This is a genomic window from Streptococcus sp. SN3 (assembly GCF_030439905.1).
This window is the reverse complement of the sequence record NZ_JAQFJF010000001.1, coordinates 496,826-512,818: the sequence shown is the minus strand read 5'-3', so window position 1 is coordinate 512,818 and position 15,993 is coordinate 496,826. Positions and strand designations below refer to the sequence as shown.

The window sequence follows — 15,993 nt, the reverse complement described above, 5'->3', positions numbered from 1 at the left end:
ATGGCAAATCAAACAGTTGGAATCCTCGGCTTGGGGATTTTTGGACAGAGTATCATTGAGGCCTTGATTTCTCAAGATGTAGAAATCATTGCGATTGATAATCACGAAGAGACAATCAATCAGTATGAAGACATGATTGCCGTTGGTGTGATCGGGGACATTACTGATATGGAGCTTTTAGAGGCGGCAGACGTTGGGTCCTGTGATACGGTCATAGTAGCGACGGGAGAAAGTCTGGAATCCAGCGTCCTAGCGGTCATGCACTGCAAGGCATTGGGCGTTAAAAATGTCATTGCCAAGGTCAAGGATGAAGTAACTCAGCAGGTGCTGGAAAAGGTGGGAGCTGATCTGGTTATTCTGCCTGAAGTGGAGGCTGGTATTTCATTGGCCAAGACTATTCTCTTGAACCATTCGATTGAGGTCTTCCAGTTGGATGATGATGTAGTGGTGGCTGAGTTTGAGTTGCCTGCTAGCTGGGTCGGGAAAACGGTCCGTGAAGTAGATGCTCGCAGGCTTTATCATCTTAATATTATCGGCTACCGTCTGAAAAAAAATCAGCCTTTGGAAAGCCAGTTTACCCCAGACTTTGTCTGGCCAGCAGGCGTCAGCATTATGGCTGTGACTGATAATCAGCATTTGGATAATTTACGTGAAATAGTGAAGTAGCAGCTAGGAGTCCAATCGGGACCAACTATCGGTAGTTCTTAGGAACTCGGCACCTTTCTATTATATGAAGAAAAAATCGATACATAGGAGCTCTTTCAGGGCTCTTTTTTGAAACCAGTTGTAAAATTTGTTATACTACCACTAGAAAAGGAGTGATTTTATGAGCTTAACCAGCCAGATCATTACAGCAGATTTTCCGGATTTGGATAAGGTAGAAGCCTTGAATAATGAAGCTTTCCCAGAAGAGGAAAGGATACCGCTCAGTGAATTTTTACGATATGAGGAACAGGAAGATGCTAATTTTTTCGCCTTTTATCATGAAAAGGAGTTTGTTGGTTTTGCCTTTGCCATTTCCAACGCGCGAGCCTTTTATGTTAGTTTCTTTGAGATTATGCCCCACCTGCGCAGCCATGGCTATGGCGGTGAAATCATCGAAAAGCTGGTTAATTTCTATCAGCGAACCATGATTTTAGAAATCGAGCGCCTAGATGAGCCATGTGACAATCTTGCGCAGCGTCAGGCTCGCTGGGATTTCTATCACAGCAAAGGCTTCCGCTCAGCTAATGCCTTTCTGGAATATGAGGATCTTAGCTTTGAAATCCTTTATCGAGGGAATTCTTTTGACGAAGAAGCCTACCGAGACATTTTCCGCCGAATTCAGGAGGAGAATTATTTCGACTTTGAAATCAAACATAGACGTTTCAGCGATTATTAAAAGGAAATTCTCTGGAGCTCAATTGCGATTTTGAGCAATAAAAGATTGCTTTGTTTTTACTAAACGGAGGATAAAATGAGACTCTGGCATCAAGCACTGATTCCCAAGCTTCCCCGTCCGCAACTACTTGGTCAGCATCGGGAATGCTACGCTCTTCGTGGCAATGGCTGGGGCAAGAAACATGCGACCGTTGACTATGTTTTTACGCACTCTCCTTACTTGCTTTATCGCTACCATGAGCTGATTATGGAGGAGATGAGCAAGCGAGGTTATCGTGTGTCTCCAGAATGGCTGGAGCGGGACTATCGTGGCAAGACTTGTCCAGCTTATGTGCATCTGGAAGAAATGGCTGTGGCGAGCCCTATTTACTCCGAGCATGACGCAGCTTACTATGAGGAATGCCTGCAAAATCTCAAAGAAAAAGGCATTGACTTATAAGCTTTTCCGCTGTCTGAGCCAGCTGCCTATCTTGAGAAAAAGCCAGCAAAATGATACAATAAAACGAATAGTAAAAAGATTAACTGGAGTAAAAATGAATTATTTTAATGTTGGTAAAATCGTCAATACCCAAGGTTTGCAAGGGGAGATGCGGGTTTTGTCGGTGACAGATTTTGCGGAAGAGCGTTTTAAAAAAGGCAATAAACTGGCCCTTTTCGATAAGAAAGACCAGTTTGTTATGGATGTGGAGATTGCCAGCCACCGCAAGGCCAAGAACTTTGATATTATCAAGTTCAAGGGCATGTACCATATCAATGACATCGAGAAATTTCGTGACTTTAGTCTGAAAGTAGCCGAAGAAGACTTGGCTGATTTGGAAGATGGCGAATTTTACTACCATGAAATCATTGGCCTTGAAGTCTATGAAAATGATGTTCTGCTAGGTACGATTAAGGAGATTCTCCAGCCAGGAGCCAATGATGTCTGGGTGGTCAAGCGTAAAGGTAAGCGTGATTTGCTGCTGCCTTACATTCCGCCAGTGGTGCTGGGAATCAACATCGAGCAAGGTCGGGTTGATGTAGAGATACCGGAAGGATTGGACGATGAAAATTGATATTTTGACTCTCTTTCCGGAGATGTTTGCGCCCTTGGAGCACTCTATCGTCGGTAAAGCGCGAGAAAAAGGCCTCTTAGAAATCAACTACCATAATTTCCGAGAAAAGGCTGAAAAATCCCGTCATGTAGACGACGAGCCTTATGGTGGCGGTCAGGGGATGCTGCTACGGGCTCAGCCAATTTTTGATGCCTATGATGCTATTGAAAAGAAGCGGCCTCGCGTGATTTTGCTGGATCCTGCCGGACGTACCTTCGACCAAGCCTATGCTGAGGAGCTGGCTCAGGAAGAGGAATTGATCTTCATCTGTGGTCACTATGAGGGTTATGATGAGCGGATCAAGACCTTGGTGACGGACGAGATTTCGTTGGGTGACTATGTGCTGACTGGAGGAGAACTGGCAGCTATGACCATGATTGATGCGACAGTTCGCCTGATTCCAGAGGTTATTGGCAAGGAAGTCAGTCACACGGATGACAGCTTTTCGTCTGGACTCTTGGAGTATCCTCAGTATACTCGGCCCTATGACTACCGAGGTATGGTCGTTCCGGAAGTCCTCATGAGTGGCCATCATGAAAACATCCGCAAGTGGCGTCTCTATGAAAGTTTGAAAAAGACCTATCTAAGACGACCTGATTTGCTGGAACACTATGAAATGACGGCTGAAGAAGAAGCGATGCTAGAAGAAATTCGACAAGCTCAATCGGACTGACAAGCAAGGTTAACTCTTAGAAAGGATCTAGGAGTTTTTGCTTTATTTGATAAAGAAATGCTCATTTTTGTTGGAAAAACCAGCTTATTTTTCTAATAAAACATTTTTGTAACTAAAATGTAATAAAAAAACTATTAAAACTATAAGTTTGCTACTAGTTAATACTAGCGTTTTGTGATAGTATATTACTATGCGGGCTGCTATACCCAGGTTAATTATAGTATGTGAGATTATAAAAAGGAGATTGATTATGGAAAAGAAAATAGGCAAGTCTGTTGTAGCGACTGGTATCGCGGCTACAACTATTATTTCTGGTGGACTGACCCATCAAGTGCACGCGGATGAGTTGGTTGAATCAACTGTAACAGCTCCAAAAGCGACTGAAGTAACTGAGAAACCAGTGACAGCAGCAGATGTAGCTGTTGCCCAAGAAAATGCTGAAGCGGCCAAAGCTAAACTTGATGAGCAAAGATCGATAGTAGATACTGCTAAAACAGAAGCTGAAGATGCAAAAACTAGCGTGAAAGTGGCTGAAGCCGCTGTTGAGACTGCTAAAGAAGTGCAGGCAGAAGCAACAGAAGAAAATGTTGCTAAAGCGGAGACGGAAGCAAAAACAGCAGAGCAAGAGGTTGGCGCAAAAGACACTGCTGTTCGAGAAGCAGAGGCTAAGGCTGCCAAGGCAGACCAAGCTGTTAAAGATCAAGCGAATACTATTAAGGCGAGCCAATCTCTGGTAGACATTGCCGAGACTGAATTGAAACAAGCTAAAACACCGCTTAACTCAGAAGAGCAAGCTGTAGCAACTGCTAAGAGCCAGCAAAGTCAAGCACAGACCGCTTTAGACAATGCAAAGACTGAGTTGACAAAGGCGGAACAAGCAGCGTCTTCTGCTCCACAAGTGCAGGCTGAAATCCAGAATAAAATCAATCAGACAAAGGCATCTTTGAGCCAAACCAATCAAGCTATCAGCTCTCTTGAAGCGCAAATTCCTGCTGCTGAGAAAGCAGCAGCAACAGCTCCTGTTGACCTTCGCAATACGACTTATTCTCAATTTTTAGAAAATGTTCGTAACAATGCGGCTAATCAAGAAATTCGTGATGCTGCTAACAATGCACTTGCTGTTTACCAACGCGGACAAAATGAATTTGGTATCTCAGTTAATTCTGACCCAACTAGTCCAGCTAATCTGGAAAATAACCTGCAAGCTTTAGAGTTGGTCAAGGCTATTAATGCTTACCGTCGTAATGCCGGCTTACAAGAGTTGTTGGTTGATCCATATGCGAATGTGGCTAGCCAGATTCAGACTATCTACTTTGAGCGCAATAACTGGCACATGGGCAAGCTGATTGGTAACGAAAATGTAGCGATTAGCTTTGACCCACAAGGAGCTGTCAATTTCTGGCATAGTGAAAAAGAACTCTATCAACGGATTGCGGCGCAATATGGACTGCCTACTGATGAAACTCAGATTGATGCTAATGCTATCTATATGAGAGTTGGTGCTGATGTATTTGCTAAAATTGGCCACTATGTGCAGATGATGGACAATAAAGCCAATGCTATCTCGGCGGCTTATGATAAACATCCAAACCAATGGGGCACTCCTCATGGTACATCCGAGGTTGGTTTCCATCACATTAGCAACTTTAACCAGCGTGTTAATAACGGTACTCTATTGACTGTTGCTGCTATGGAGCAGTTGTTGCGTGCTGGTGGTGGTCGTTCTGCAGGTTCTAACGCTAATGTTACAGCACTTAAGAATCAATTAGCTGAACTTAAGGCTCAAAAAGTTGGTCAGGAATCAGCTATCAATATCCTAAATGCTCAATTAGCTGATGCTCAAAAGACAGCGGCAGCTCAAATTGCAGCAGTTGAAGCAGCTCGTCAGAAGGTAGCAACTGCTGAAAATAATCTAGCTTTGACTAAGCAGAATGTTGCTCTCAAGCAAGAAGCTCTTGACAGAGCAACAGCTAAGATTGCAGCAAGCTTGGCTCCTTACCAAACTAACTTGAGCAATGCTCAGGCAGTTCTAGCGGCAGCTAAGGATAAGTTGGCAGAACTTCAGTCTGCTCAAGAAGCTGCGAAAGCTAATTTGACAACTGCTCAAGAGGACTTGCTGTCTGCTCAAAAAACATTAGCTGCAGCTAAAAAGAAAGTTATTGACCTTCAAAATGCTCCTCAGTTACTTGCAGAAGCAGAGCGGGAGTTGGCAGAAGCGCAGCTTGATTTTGAAGCTAAACAAGCAATCTTAAATCAAGAGACTGCAACTTTAGCTGTCCTTGAGGAATCCTACAACAGTCTTCAAGCGAATTATGAAACTCTCTTGAATATCTTGAATCAAGCAGCTCTCCTGTATGGAAATGCTCTGAATAGTAACTATCGCTCAGGTGAAGATAAACAGACTCTAACTGCTGTAAAAGGCGGAGCTGCTGGTCCAGGTGCAGAGGATGAATCTAAGAAAGATTCAGATGCTAAGACTGCAGAAGTTCATGCGAACACTCGTGAAGTCAAAGGAGCCACTACGGGTGCCGTTCAAGCGGCAGGTGGTGGTGCGTTTACTGATTTTGTTGTAAATCCTGCAGCTCAACTTGCTAGCGTGGCTACGACAGCTGATAAGGCTCCAACAGTTCCTGCTATTCTGCCAAATACTGGCTCAGAAGCAGAACGCCTTGCAATTTTTGGTATGGCACTTGGTGCAGCTGCCTTTTTGGGAACGAACAAGCGCCGTCGCAGAGACGAAGATTATAATTAATGAAATAAAAAATGAGATTGGAACGATTTCCAGACTCATTTTTTTTGTCCAAGTTAATAAGCAATCTCATATAAAAGGGATGAGGAGTTAAGTTCCACATTTTCTAAGAAAGATAAAAACTTCCGATATTAATTGTCGGAAGTTTTTGATATACATAATAGATTCTATTTGACTGCTCCGCCTGTTACACCTTCTACGTAGTATTTCTGCATGAAGATGAAGAGAAGAGTGATTGGGATAGCGATGATAATTGCTCCAGATGTGAAAGGCAAGAACCATTTATTGATGGCGTCCTTATTAAGCATTTGGAAAAGTCCCAAAGCCACTGTATATTTTTCCTTGACATCGCCTAGAATCACAGAGGCAAAGATGAAGTCAACCCAAGGTCCCATGAAAGCCATAAGCGCTGTATAAACGATAATCGGTTTTGACAGCGGTAATGTAATAGTCCGGAAGATTTGGAAGCGAGTTGCTCCGTCAATCATAGCGGATTCGTCCAAGGAATATGGGATTGTATCAAAGAAACCTTTAGCAATATAGAAGCCTAGAGCCGCTCCAGCTGAATAAACCAGAATCAGTGATGTAAGGGTTTGTGTCAAATTGAGTGCTTTCAAGATGTAGTAAACCGCAATCATAGACATGAAGCCTGGGAACATGTTAAGTACCAGAGCCAGCTTGAGGAAACGATTTTTATGCTTGAATTTGATACGGCTGAGTGAGTAAGCCATACCCACAGTAATCAAAGTAGACAGGATACAGGTCGCTGTTGCAACAATCAGGGTATTCATAAACCACTGAACAAAAGGATATGTGTTGTTATTAAACAGTCTGATATAGTTGTCAAGAGTATAAGTCTTAGGGAAGAAGTAAGGGACTGCATTAGAGCCTTCACCACGGAAGCTGGTCAGAAAAATCCAGATAATCGGCGTTAGCCAGATAAACGCTAGAACAGCCAGTAAGACATAAATCCCTAATAAACTGAGTTTTTTTCTATTTTTCATTATTTAGCAGTTCCTTCCTTGAATGATGCGGATCTAGTATAGGCTAAGAGACTGAAGGCTGCAGAGATTGCAAAGATCAGGATACCGATAACAGATGCCAGATTGTAGTCCTTGGCTGAAACGGTCAGTTTATAGAGCCAGGTAACCAAGAGGTCAGTTGAGCCTGCCTGATAGTAGGAAGAGTTAGTAGGTCCACCGCCTGTCAGGAAGTAGATAACGTTGAAGTTGTTGATGTTTCCGATAAACTGCTGGATGAGTGATGGCGCCATAATCAAGAGAATTTGAGGGAAAGTAATGCTCTTGAAGATTTGAAGCTTGCTAGCTCCATCAATCTCAGCAGCCTCGATTTGCTCGCTAGGGAGGTTCATGATAATTCCAGTCGCTACCAGCATGGTAAATGGAATACCAATCCACATATTGACAAGGATGATTGAGAACTTAGCCCAAACAGGGTCACTCAAGAATGGAATTGGATGCTGAATGAGATGGAGGCTTTGCAATAATCCGTTCAAAGGTCCATTGTCATTCAGGAAATTACGCATCAAGAGCAGGGATACGAATTGTGGCACAGCAATAGTGATAACGAAGAGTGTGCGCCAAACTTTCTTGTACTTGAGGCCTTTTGTATTGAGCAAGAGAGCTAAAACGATTCCGAAGAAGAAAGTAGTAGCTGTCGCAGCAACCGCCCAAATCAAGGTCCAGCCTAAAAGTGGGAAGAAGGTGCTAGCCATACGACCTGAGAAGACATCACCGAAGCTGGAGAAGCCAACCCAGTCAAAGAGTGACTTAGGAGCTGGATGCTTATGGTCAAAGTTAGTAAAGGCCAAGCAGATCATGTAGATCAGAGGTAGGATGGTAAAAAGCAGTACTCCGATAAGAGGAATGCTCATTAAGCCCATGTGAAAGCGGCCGTCAGCCAACGTCTTAAAGTCCTCAACGAAGTTAGGAATCTTCTGACCAGACTGCTTGAGGGCCATCAAGTGACGAGCACTTTTCAGATTACACCAGTAGATGTAGGCGAAGACTGCACAGAAGATGAGAGAAGCAAGTCCAAAAATCAGCATCAGCATAGAGTTGTCACCGGCTACTTGAACTGTGATTTCCAAGCCGTTAACTTTTTTGATAGCCTCTCCCTGCTCTTGAGTCCCCAATGTAATCATGCCGCCAATAGCTGGTATGATTTGGACTGCAAAAGCAATCAGGAAAGCAATTTCTGAGAAGAGGAAGAGCAGCCCCTTGATAAATTGTTTGTTTACAAGGTTGCTCAGTCCCATTACCAGAAAAGAGAGTTTGACATCCCAGGTTCCCTCTTTAAAGACCTGAACCATGGATGCATTGTCATAGGATGACTGAGTCATAGTATTCTCCTTATATTTACAAAGAAAGAAGTGAGGAGGCTGCCCCCCTCACTTCAATGCTTATTTAAATTTGCTTGAGTATTATTTAGCTGCTGCTAAATCTTTATCAAACTGTTGTAATTTTGCGAGGTATTGATCTTCACCAAATTTACCGTTGTAAGCATCGCTGAGGATTGCAGCACTTTCAGTCCAGAAGACAGACATTTGGCTAAGTTTAGGCATAACTGTTGTGTAGGTATCAGAAGATCCCATTGTGATAACAGCTTGTGCCAAGGCATCTTTCTTCACATCTTCAGACTCTTGTACTTCTTTGTTAGCTGGGATGATGTGACGTCCTTCAAACTTGAATTGGTTTTCTTGGCTTTCTTTGCTAGTAAGCACTTGAGCCAGTTTGTAGCTTGCTGCGATACGGTCAGTGTCGCCGTTTGAAGGTGTTTGGTTAACTGCGTAAAGTTTTACACCGAGGAAGGCTTTTTGTTGAACGTCTTGTCCACCGATGTTAACAGTTGGGTAAACAGAGATACCAAGGTTGTCTTTGCCGACAGCTTTTTCAGCAGCTGCGTAGTCCCATGGACCTGATTGGAAAGCGTCAACTGAACCATCTTCAAATTTAGCAAGAAGGTTAGAAGCATCTACGTTTACAAAACCGCTGTTATTCTTTTGAGCTGCGATGAACTTCAGAACGTTCACACCGGCTTCGTTACCCCAGTTTGTTCCGTCTACTTGCTCACCATCTTTACCAAAGAGAGTGTCGCCAACAGAAAGGAAGAGTGGAGCAGTGATGTATCCATTAGCCTCTTTCAAGTTTCCACCAAATTTAGCTTTAGAAGTGATGGTTTCATAAGACTTAACATCATCAGCGGAAAGTTTTGATTTGTTATAGTAGGTTACTTGTGATTCGATACCGTATGGGAAAGCATAAGTTTTGCCTTTGTATTGAGCACCAATTGCTGCTTGTTCAGTATCGTTTTTCTTGACTTCTTCTGCCATTTTAGAAGGAACTTCTTGAATAGCTCCAGCTTCAACTAATTTACCAAGTTGGTCGTGTGGCAGAGAGAAAACATCGGCAGCAGTACTAGCATCTTTTGTCAGATTTTCCTGAGCGTTTGGATCTTCCATTTCGACTACGTCAACCTTGTAGCCTGATTCTTTCTCGAACTTGCTAACTGTATCAGAGTAAGAATCTTTAGAACCAGTTGGCACCCAAAGTTTCAAGGTCTTGCTATCGGCTTTAGAAGAAGAGCTCTCCTTGCTACTATTCGAGCTACAAGCTGCTAACAGTGTTCCTGCAGCCAGCAAGCTGACACTGCCCAATACTACTTTTTTCCATGTTTTCATTCCTATTTCCTCCCGGAATTTTTATTTACAATCCTATTATGCAACCGTTTGCAATTTTTGTCAAGCCTTTTTTTGAAATTTTTTTAAAAATATATTAATTTTTCTAAAATTTTTCTATTTTATTTCTGTTTATTTAATCAAAGCCTATTAAAATGGCTGTGCAATCGCTTGCTTGATTTTTGCATAGAAAACGCTTTATTATGGAGAGGATTTTGTCTCATTCGCAATATATTTTTGGTACTTGTATGAAGAGATGAAGAGAAGTTGTTGTTCAGAATTATCTATGAAAGGAATTCAACTTATGATTTTCTAATAATCTAGTGTCTACCTGTTGAATACTCCCCTTTTCTGCTATAATAGACCTATGAACAAGCTAATCCAATCAAAGCTGGAACTGTTGCCGACCAGTCCCGGCTGTTACATTCACAAAGACAAAAACGGTGCCATTATCTATGTCGGAAAAGCCAAGAATCTTCGTAATCGGGTTCGTTCTTATTTCCGTGGCAGTCATGACACCAAGACGGAGGCTCTGGTTTCCGAGATTGAGGATTTTGAGTTTATTGTCACCGAGTCTAATATTGAGGCTTTGCTTCTGGAGATTAATCTAATCAAGGAAAACAAGCCTAAGTACAATATCATGCTCAAGGACGATAAGTCCTATCCTTTTATTAAGATTACCAATGAGACCTATCCGCGCCTGATTATCACGCGCCAAGTCAAAAAGGATGGCGGACTTTATTTTGGTCCATATCCGGATGTTGGTGCTGCCAATGAAATCAAGCGACTTTTAGATCGGCTCTTTCCTTTTCGTAAGTGTACCAATCCACCTGAGAAGGTTTGTTTTTACTACCATCTGGGGCAGTGCAAGGCCCACAGTATTTGCCAGGTAGACAGCCAGTATTTCAAAGAGCTGACTCAGGAGGTTGCGGCTTTTCTCAAGGGCCAGGATGACCAGATTATTGAGGATTTGCGGGGGAAAATGGCTGTCGCAGCGCAAGCTATGGAGTTTGAAAAGGCAGCAGAGTACCGCGACTTGATTCAGTCCATTGGTACGCTGCGAACCAAGCAGCGGGTCATGGCCAAGGATTTGCAAAATCGTGATGTCTTTGGCTACTATGTGGATAAGGGCTGGATGTGTGTACAGGTCTTCTTTGTCCGCCAGGGCAAGTTAATCGAGCGTGACGTCAATCTTTTTCCCTATTACAATGATCCGGACGAAGATTTTCTGACCTATATTGGCCAGTTTTACCAAGAAAAGTCCCATCTCAAGCCCAATGAAATTTTGATTCCGGCAGATATTGACGAAGAAGCTGTCCGAGTCCTGGTGGATACCAAGGTGCTTAAGCCCCAGCGAGGCGAAAAGAAACAGCTGGTTAATCTGGCTACCAAAAATGCCCGAGTTAGTCTCCAGCAGAAATTTGACCTCTTGGAGAAATCTATTGAAAAGACCCAAGGTGCTATTGAGAATCTAGGGCAGCTCCTTAACATTCCAACGCCTGTTCGTATTGAGTCTTTTGATAACTCCAATATCATGGGGACCAGTCCTGTATCAGCTATGGTAGTCTTTGTCAATGGTAAAACTAGCAAGAAGGATTATCGCAAATATAAGATCAAGACTGTCGTAGGACCTGATGACTACGCAAGTATGCGTGAGGTCATCAAGCGGCGCTATAGTCGGGTGATTCGAGATGGACTGACTCCGCCTGATTTGATTGTCATTGACGGTGGACAGGGTCAGGTTAATGTCGCTAAAGAAGTTATTCAGGACCAGTTGGGATTGGACATTCCCATCGCTGGACTGCAAAAAAATGACAAGCACCAGACTCATGAATTGCTTTTTGGTGACCCTCTGCAGGTTGTGGAATTATCCCGCAATTCGCAGGAATTTTTCCTGCTTCAACGCATTCAAGATGAGGTCCACCGTTTCGCTATTACCTTCCACCGCCAGCTCCGGTCTAAAAATTCCTTCTCATCACAACTAGATGGCATTGAAGGCTTGGGACCAAAACGCAAGCAAAATCTTATGAAACACTTCAAATCTCTAACCAAGATTAAAGAAGCCAGTGTCGACCAAATTGTCGAAGTCGGTGTACCGCGAGCAGTGGCAGAAGCAGTGCGGGAGAAGTTAAATCTAGCAGACCAGCAGAAAACTTCCTTGCCTGAAGTAGCAGAGCCACAGGTGGATTTAGAATAGACAAATCTCATATAAGGACAGTGTATGCAGAATTTTTTTAATAATTAGGAAAAAATTAACAGAAATGGAGGGACTATTATAATGCCTATAATGTTTGACAATAAAATAATTTTGTATTATAATATGTCTATTCTTTATTAATAGGAGACAGTAATGAGAAAAATTATTACAGCTAGTGTAGCGCTTTTATCTGTTATAACTTTAGCAGCATGTTCTGGAAAAACAACATCAGATTCTTCTGAAAAAGCTTCAAGTTCTGTAGAAAAAACATCTACTTCAAAGAGTAAATCAAGTAGCTCTGAAACTTCATCAAAAACAGCTAGTTCAGATGCAGAAATCCCAGAAATTGTTCTTTTGACAGATGAAGAAATCGACAATGCTAAAACAATTGGTGACATGAAAGCCCTCTTTAGTAAGTTGATTGATAATTATAAAAAGTACATAAATGAAATCGGGGCTAAAGTACCTGAGGCTGGGAAAGAAGCATACAATCAACAAGTAGAACCAGCAATTCAGTCTATGGAAACTTCAAGAGAGACATTTAATGAAACCCTTTCAAGTGTTGGTTCAGATGATACAGAAGTTCCAGAACAAAATCGTGCTTTATTTGCTCAGCAATTGAAAACAGGACGTGATACCATGAAGAAGGCGATTGAGGGCGCTTATAAAGCTCTTGCTCCACTTACGTCAGCTCAGTAATATCTACAAAGTAGGTGACTATCACCTGCTTTTTTTATTACTAAAATTTAAAATCAATCGAAGGACGAGTATTTGAGAGAAAGCCTAAAATGTTCATAACAGTTACGGTGTAAAGTTTCTCCCAGTGAAAAACTTCTGCAAACTTTTACAAAATATGATAAAATGAAGCTAGTATATTTAGAAAAGGATGCGACTTATGAAATTTCTAGAACTCAATAAAAAGCGTCATGCGACCAAGCATTTCAATGACAAACCTGTGGATCCAAAGGATGTTCGCACAGCGATTGAGATTGCAACTTTGGCACCTAGCGCTCACAATAGCCAGCCGTGGAAGTTCGTTGTGGTGCGGGAGCGTAATCAGGCTCTAGCAGAGACAGCTTTCGGTGGAAATGTGGACCAGATTAAGGAAGCTCCAGTGACCATTGCACTCTTTACTGATACTGATTTAACCAAGCGGGCTCGCAAGATTGCGCGTGTTGCTGGAGTGAGAAATTTCTCTGACGAGCAGCTCCAATTTTACATGCAGAATCTGCCAGCTGAGTTTGCTCGCTATAGTGAACAGCAAAAGAGCGATTATTTATCTCTCAATGCTGGTCTGGTGGCCATGAATCTTATTCTGGCTCTGACTGACCAAGGTATCGGTTCTAACATCATCTTAGGTTTTGATAAATCTAAGGTTAATGAGGTTTTGGAAATTGATGAGCGTTTCCGTCCGGAACTCTTGATTACTGTTGGTTATACTGATGAAAAACTAGAACCTAGTTATCGTTTGCCAGTTGATGAAATCATTGAGAAACGTTGATATAGATAGGTTTATGATTTAATTCGTATATACATCGATTTAAATCGAATTGGAAGTTGGGGTGAAATAATGACAATTGATTTTAAAGCAGAAGTTGAAAAACGAAGAGAAGATCTCTTAGCTGACCTGTTCAGTCTTTTGGAAATCAACTCAGAGCGGGACGATTCCAAGGCGGATAAGGAACGTCCTTTTGGACCTGGACCTGTTCAAGCTCTGCATAAGTTTTTAGAAATTGCTGAACGCGATGGTTATGAAACGAAGAATGTGGACAATTATGCTGGTCACTTTACTTTTGGTGAGGGTCCGGAAGAACTTGGGATTTTTGCCCACATGGATGTAGTCCCTGCTGGAAGTGGCTGGAATACAGATCCTTACAAACCTGAAATTATTGATGGTAAGCTTTATGCGCGTGGTTCATCTGATGATAAAGGTCCAACTATGGCTTGTTACTATGGTTTGAAAATCATCAAAGACTCGGGCTTACCAGTATCTAAGCGCGTGCGCTTTGTGGTGGGGACAGACGAGGAATCCGGTTGGCAAGACATGGACTATTATTTCAAGCATGTTGGTCTACCTGAGCCAGACTTTGGTTTCTCACCAGATGCTGAGTTCCCAATCATTAACGGTGAAAAAGGGAATATCACAGAATATCTCCACTTTGGTAACAGTAATGATGGCAGCTTTAAACTCAAGAGCTTCACTGGCGGACTTCGTGAGAATATGGTGCCAGAATCAGCGACAGCTATTTTTACAGCAGCAGTTGATGCAGCGGAATTGGATGTCAAATTGCAAGACTTTGCTTCTGCCCACAAGGTTTCAGCTAGTCTGAAAGTAAATGGCGACGCTCTTGAAGTGACAGTTATTGGGAAATCAGCTCATGGTTCTACACCAGAGGACGGTATCAACGGAGCAACCTATCTGGCTCTTTTCCTCAATCAATTTGACTTTGCTGGTGATGCCAAGGATTATTTGGAAGTCGCAGCTCAAGTTCTGCACGAGGACTTTGCTGGTGAGAAATTAGGAATTGCTTATACTGATGCTAAAATGGGCGCTCTCAGCATGAATGCCGGTGTCTTCCATTTTGACAGCGCCAAGGCTGACAATACTATTGCTCTGAACATCCGTTATCCTCAAGGTACTGATCCGAAAAAGATTCAGACTGGTCTTGAAAAAGTTGCTGGTGTTGTGTCAGTAAGTCTGTCTGAGCATGGGCACACTCCGCACTATGTTCCAGCAGATGATGAATTGGTAGCAACTCTTTTGAGTGTTTACGAAAAACAAACAGGTCTTAAAGGGCATGAGCAAGTCATCGGTGGTGGAACCTTTGGCCGTCTTTTGAAGCGCGGTGTGGCTTTTGGTGCTATGTTCCCTGACTATGTCAACACCATGCACCAAGCCAATGAATTTACAGATGTAGAAGACCTTTTCCGTGCTGCGGCCATTTACGCGGAAGCTATCTACGAATTAATCAAATAAAAAAGAAGAACTCGTTTGGTCTTGCCAAATGAGTTTCTTTGCAAGGAGCTGCTATGCATACATTAGATGATATTACTAAGGCCATCATGGCCGACCCAGAAAATGAGGAATTTACGGAGAAAGGAATCAAACCGCTTTTTGCGGCACCAAAGAATGCTCGGATTAACATTGTTGGTCAAGCGCCAGGGTTGAAAACTCAAGAGGCAGGGCTTTACTGGAAAGATAAGAGTGGTGATCGACTGAGGGAATGGCTGGGGGTTGATGAAGACACGTTTTATAATTCTGGCTACTTTGCGGTTTTACCCATGGATTTTTATTTTCCGGGACATGGGAAGTCTGGAGATTTACCACCTCGTAAGGACTTTGCGGACAAATGGCATCAGCCGATTTTAGAGCTTTTGCCAGATATTGAGCTGACCATTTTGATTGGTCAGTATGCACAGAAATACTATCTGCATCAAAAAGGAAATATCAAACTGACTGAGACGGTCCAGCATTATCAAGACTACCTGCCTGATTTTTTCCCTTTGGTACACCCATCGCCCCGCAACCAAATCTGGATGGCTAAAAACCCTTGGTTTGCAGAGCAGGTTATTCCAGACTTACAAGCATTGGTACAAAAGATTATTCATCAATAAAGGAAAAAACTATGGATTCTTATCAACAAGTAGCTAATAAGTTGCAAGAGTTGGGGATTGCCTTTGATGTGGTAGAGCACCCACCTGCATTTACGACAGAGCAGGCAGATAGCTATATTGAAGGAATGGAAGGTGTTCGGACTAAGTCCATGTTTTTGACCAACAGGAAGAAAACTCAGTATTATCTTCTGATTATGGATGACAAGAAACGATTGGATATGGATGACTTTAAAGTTAAAGTGGGAGCCGATCGGATTCGCATGGCCTCATTGGCCTCCTTGGCAGAGAAAATGAACCTACCAGCAGGAACTGTATCACCTTTTGGTCTGCTTAACAACGAGGAAAAGGACATTCAAGTTTATTTTGATAAGGACATTGTATCTGAGGATATCATGACTTTCCATCCTAATACCAATGAAAAGACTATCTTTATCTCTACAACAGATTTGTTTAAATTCTTGCAAGATTTAGGTTATTCTTACCAAGTTCTTGAGCTTTAACTAACTGTTTTGCTGTGATAGAGGAGCAATATCTAGCTGCTCTTTCGGGTGGTCGAACCTAGCGTCTTGTCCCTCTATCTTGATTTTGGAT

Annotated in this window: 15 protein-coding genes; 12 read left to right on the top strand and 3 right to left on the bottom strand. The window is 42.5% G+C overall.

The features are described from left to right. The 6 genes from PCY71_RS02260 (at position 1) to PCY71_RS02235 (ending at position 5,896) form a co-directional block, all read left to right on the top strand. The gene (locus PCY71_RS02260) at positions 1-666 is read left to right on the top strand and encodes a TrkA family potassium uptake protein (protein ID WP_048772834.1); all 666 of its coding nucleotides are present in this window, start codon (positions 1-3) and stop codon (positions 664-666) included. A 160-nt stretch (positions 667-826) separates the two neighbouring features. Then, entirely contained in the window at positions 827-1,381 is a 555-nt protein-coding gene (locus PCY71_RS02255; protein ID WP_048772837.1) for a GNAT family N-acetyltransferase, read from the top strand. Positions 1,382-1,456: 75 nt separating this feature from the next. Beyond that, positions 1,457-1,819 (top strand): TIGR02328 family protein, encoded by a 363-nt coding sequence (locus PCY71_RS02250; protein WP_002909609.1) that lies wholly within the window; start codon positions 1,457-1,459, stop codon positions 1,817-1,819. Between the two features lie 94 nt (positions 1,820-1,913). Beyond that, positions 1,914-2,432: a ribosome maturation factor RimM gene (rimM, locus tag PCY71_RS02245; protein WP_011837039.1), complete on the top strand. Its 519-nt coding sequence runs from the start codon at positions 1,914-1,916 to the stop codon at positions 2,430-2,432. After that, positions 2,422-3,144 (top strand): tRNA (guanosine(37)-N1)-methyltransferase TrmD, encoded by a 723-nt coding sequence (gene trmD, locus PCY71_RS02240; RefSeq protein ID WP_002909612.1) that lies wholly within the window; start codon positions 2,422-2,424, stop codon positions 3,142-3,144. The genes rimM and trmD overlap by 11 nt, the downstream gene beginning before the upstream one ends. Positions 3,145-3,334: 190 nt before the next feature. Beyond that, entirely contained in the window at positions 3,335-5,896 is a 2,562-nt protein-coding gene (locus PCY71_RS02235; protein WP_002909613.1) for a CAP domain-containing protein, read from the top strand. A gap of 164 nt (positions 5,897-6,060) precedes the next feature. On the opposite strand, the gene PCY71_RS02230 is transcribed toward PCY71_RS02235, so the two are convergent. The 3 genes from PCY71_RS02230 to PCY71_RS02220 all read right to left on the bottom strand — a co-directional run bounded on the left by PCY71_RS02230 (position 6,061) and on the right by PCY71_RS02220 (position 9,593). Continuing rightward, the gene (locus tag PCY71_RS02230; protein ID WP_002895328.1) at positions 6,061-6,897 is read right to left on the bottom strand and encodes a sugar ABC transporter permease; all 837 of its coding nucleotides are present in this window, start codon (positions 6,895-6,897) and stop codon (positions 6,061-6,063) included. Further along, on the bottom strand, positions 6,897-8,255 hold the full coding sequence (locus tag PCY71_RS02225) for a carbohydrate ABC transporter permease (RefSeq protein WP_002904606.1): 1,359 nt from the start codon (positions 8,253-8,255) through the stop codon (positions 6,897-6,899). The genes PCY71_RS02230 and PCY71_RS02225 overlap by 1 nt, the downstream gene beginning before the upstream one ends. Positions 8,256-8,336: 81 nt before the next feature. Further along, positions 8,337-9,593: an extracellular solute-binding protein gene (locus PCY71_RS02220; protein ID WP_002900230.1), complete on the bottom strand. Its 1,257-nt coding sequence runs from the start codon at positions 9,591-9,593 to the stop codon at positions 8,337-8,339. A gap of 364 nt (positions 9,594-9,957) precedes the next feature. Between PCY71_RS02220 and uvrC the strand changes: the two genes are divergently transcribed. From uvrC to PCY71_RS02190, 6 genes are all read left to right on the top strand, one after another. Continuing rightward, positions 9,958-11,787 (top strand): excinuclease ABC subunit UvrC, encoded by a 1,830-nt coding sequence (gene uvrC / locus PCY71_RS02215; RefSeq protein ID WP_048772841.1) that lies wholly within the window; start codon positions 9,958-9,960, stop codon positions 11,785-11,787. Positions 11,788-11,940: 153 nt separating this feature from the next. Next, positions 11,941-12,486 carry a hypothetical protein gene (locus tag PCY71_RS02210; protein ID WP_002909615.1) on the top strand — a complete coding sequence of 182 codons (546 nt, stop codon included), beginning with the start codon at positions 11,941-11,943 and terminating at the stop codon, positions 12,484-12,486. Between the two features lie 196 nt (positions 12,487-12,682). Continuing rightward, complete coding sequence (locus PCY71_RS02205; RefSeq protein ID WP_032912447.1) at positions 12,683-13,288, top strand: nitroreductase family protein; 606 nt, start codon at positions 12,683-12,685, stop codon at positions 13,286-13,288. Between the two features lie 69 nt (positions 13,289-13,357). Then, positions 13,358-14,764, top strand: coding sequence for a dipeptidase PepV (gene pepV, locus PCY71_RS02200; protein WP_002909617.1), 1,407 nt, complete (start codon positions 13,358-13,360; stop codon positions 14,762-14,764). 53 nt (positions 14,765-14,817) lie between these two features. Further along, positions 14,818-15,402 (top strand): uracil-DNA glycosylase family protein, encoded by a 585-nt coding sequence (locus PCY71_RS02195; RefSeq protein WP_048772847.1) that lies wholly within the window; start codon positions 14,818-14,820, stop codon positions 15,400-15,402. 11 nt (positions 15,403-15,413) lie between these two features. After that, positions 15,414-15,902 carry a prolyl-tRNA synthetase associated domain-containing protein gene (locus PCY71_RS02190; protein WP_048772850.1) on the top strand — a complete coding sequence of 163 codons (489 nt, stop codon included), beginning with the start codon at positions 15,414-15,416 and terminating at the stop codon, positions 15,900-15,902. Positions 15,903-15,993 lie beyond the last annotated feature (91 nt).

Bases quoted from the DNA above. Each gene is read 5' to 3' on its own strand.
- rimM (WP_011837039.1), top strand. From the start codon at position 1,914: ATGAATTATTTTAATGTTGGTAAAATCGTCAATACCCAAGGTTTGCAA.
- PCY71_RS02235 (WP_002909613.1), top strand. From the start codon at position 3,335: ATGCGGGCTGCTATACCCAGGTTAATTATAGTATGTGAGATTATAAAA.
- trmD (WP_002909612.1), top strand. From the start codon at position 2,422: ATGAAAATTGATATTTTGACTCTCTTTCCGGAGATGTTTGCGCCCTTG.
- PCY71_RS02260 (WP_048772834.1), top strand. From the start codon at position 1: ATGGCAAATCAAACAGTTGGAATCCTCGGCTTGGGGATTTTTGGACAG.
- PCY71_RS02205 (WP_032912447.1), top strand. From the start codon at position 12,683: ATGAAATTTCTAGAACTCAATAAAAAGCGTCATGCGACCAAGCATTTC.
- PCY71_RS02250 (WP_002909609.1), top strand. From the start codon at position 1,457: ATGAGACTCTGGCATCAAGCACTGATTCCCAAGCTTCCCCGTCCGCAA.
- PCY71_RS02190 (WP_048772850.1), top strand. From the start codon at position 15,414: ATGGATTCTTATCAACAAGTAGCTAATAAGTTGCAAGAGTTGGGGATT.
- PCY71_RS02225 (WP_002904606.1), bottom strand. From the start codon at position 8,255: ATGACTCAGTCATCCTATGACAATGCATCCATGGTTCAGGTCTTTAAA.
- PCY71_RS02220 (WP_002900230.1), bottom strand. From the start codon at position 9,593: ATGAAAACATGGAAAAAAGTAGTATTGGGCAGTGTCAGCTTGCTGGCT.
- uvrC (WP_048772841.1), top strand. From the start codon at position 9,958: ATGAACAAGCTAATCCAATCAAAGCTGGAACTGTTGCCGACCAGTCCC.
- pepV (WP_002909617.1), top strand. From the start codon at position 13,358: ATGACAATTGATTTTAAAGCAGAAGTTGAAAAACGAAGAGAAGATCTC.
- PCY71_RS02255 (WP_048772837.1), top strand. From the start codon at position 827: ATGAGCTTAACCAGCCAGATCATTACAGCAGATTTTCCGGATTTGGAT.
- PCY71_RS02230 (WP_002895328.1), bottom strand. From the start codon at position 6,897: ATGAAAAATAGAAAAAAACTCAGTTTATTAGGGATTTATGTCTTACTG.
- PCY71_RS02210 (WP_002909615.1), top strand. From the start codon at position 11,941: ATGAGAAAAATTATTACAGCTAGTGTAGCGCTTTTATCTGTTATAACT.
- PCY71_RS02195 (WP_048772847.1), top strand. From the start codon at position 14,818: ATGCATACATTAGATGATATTACTAAGGCCATCATGGCCGACCCAGAA.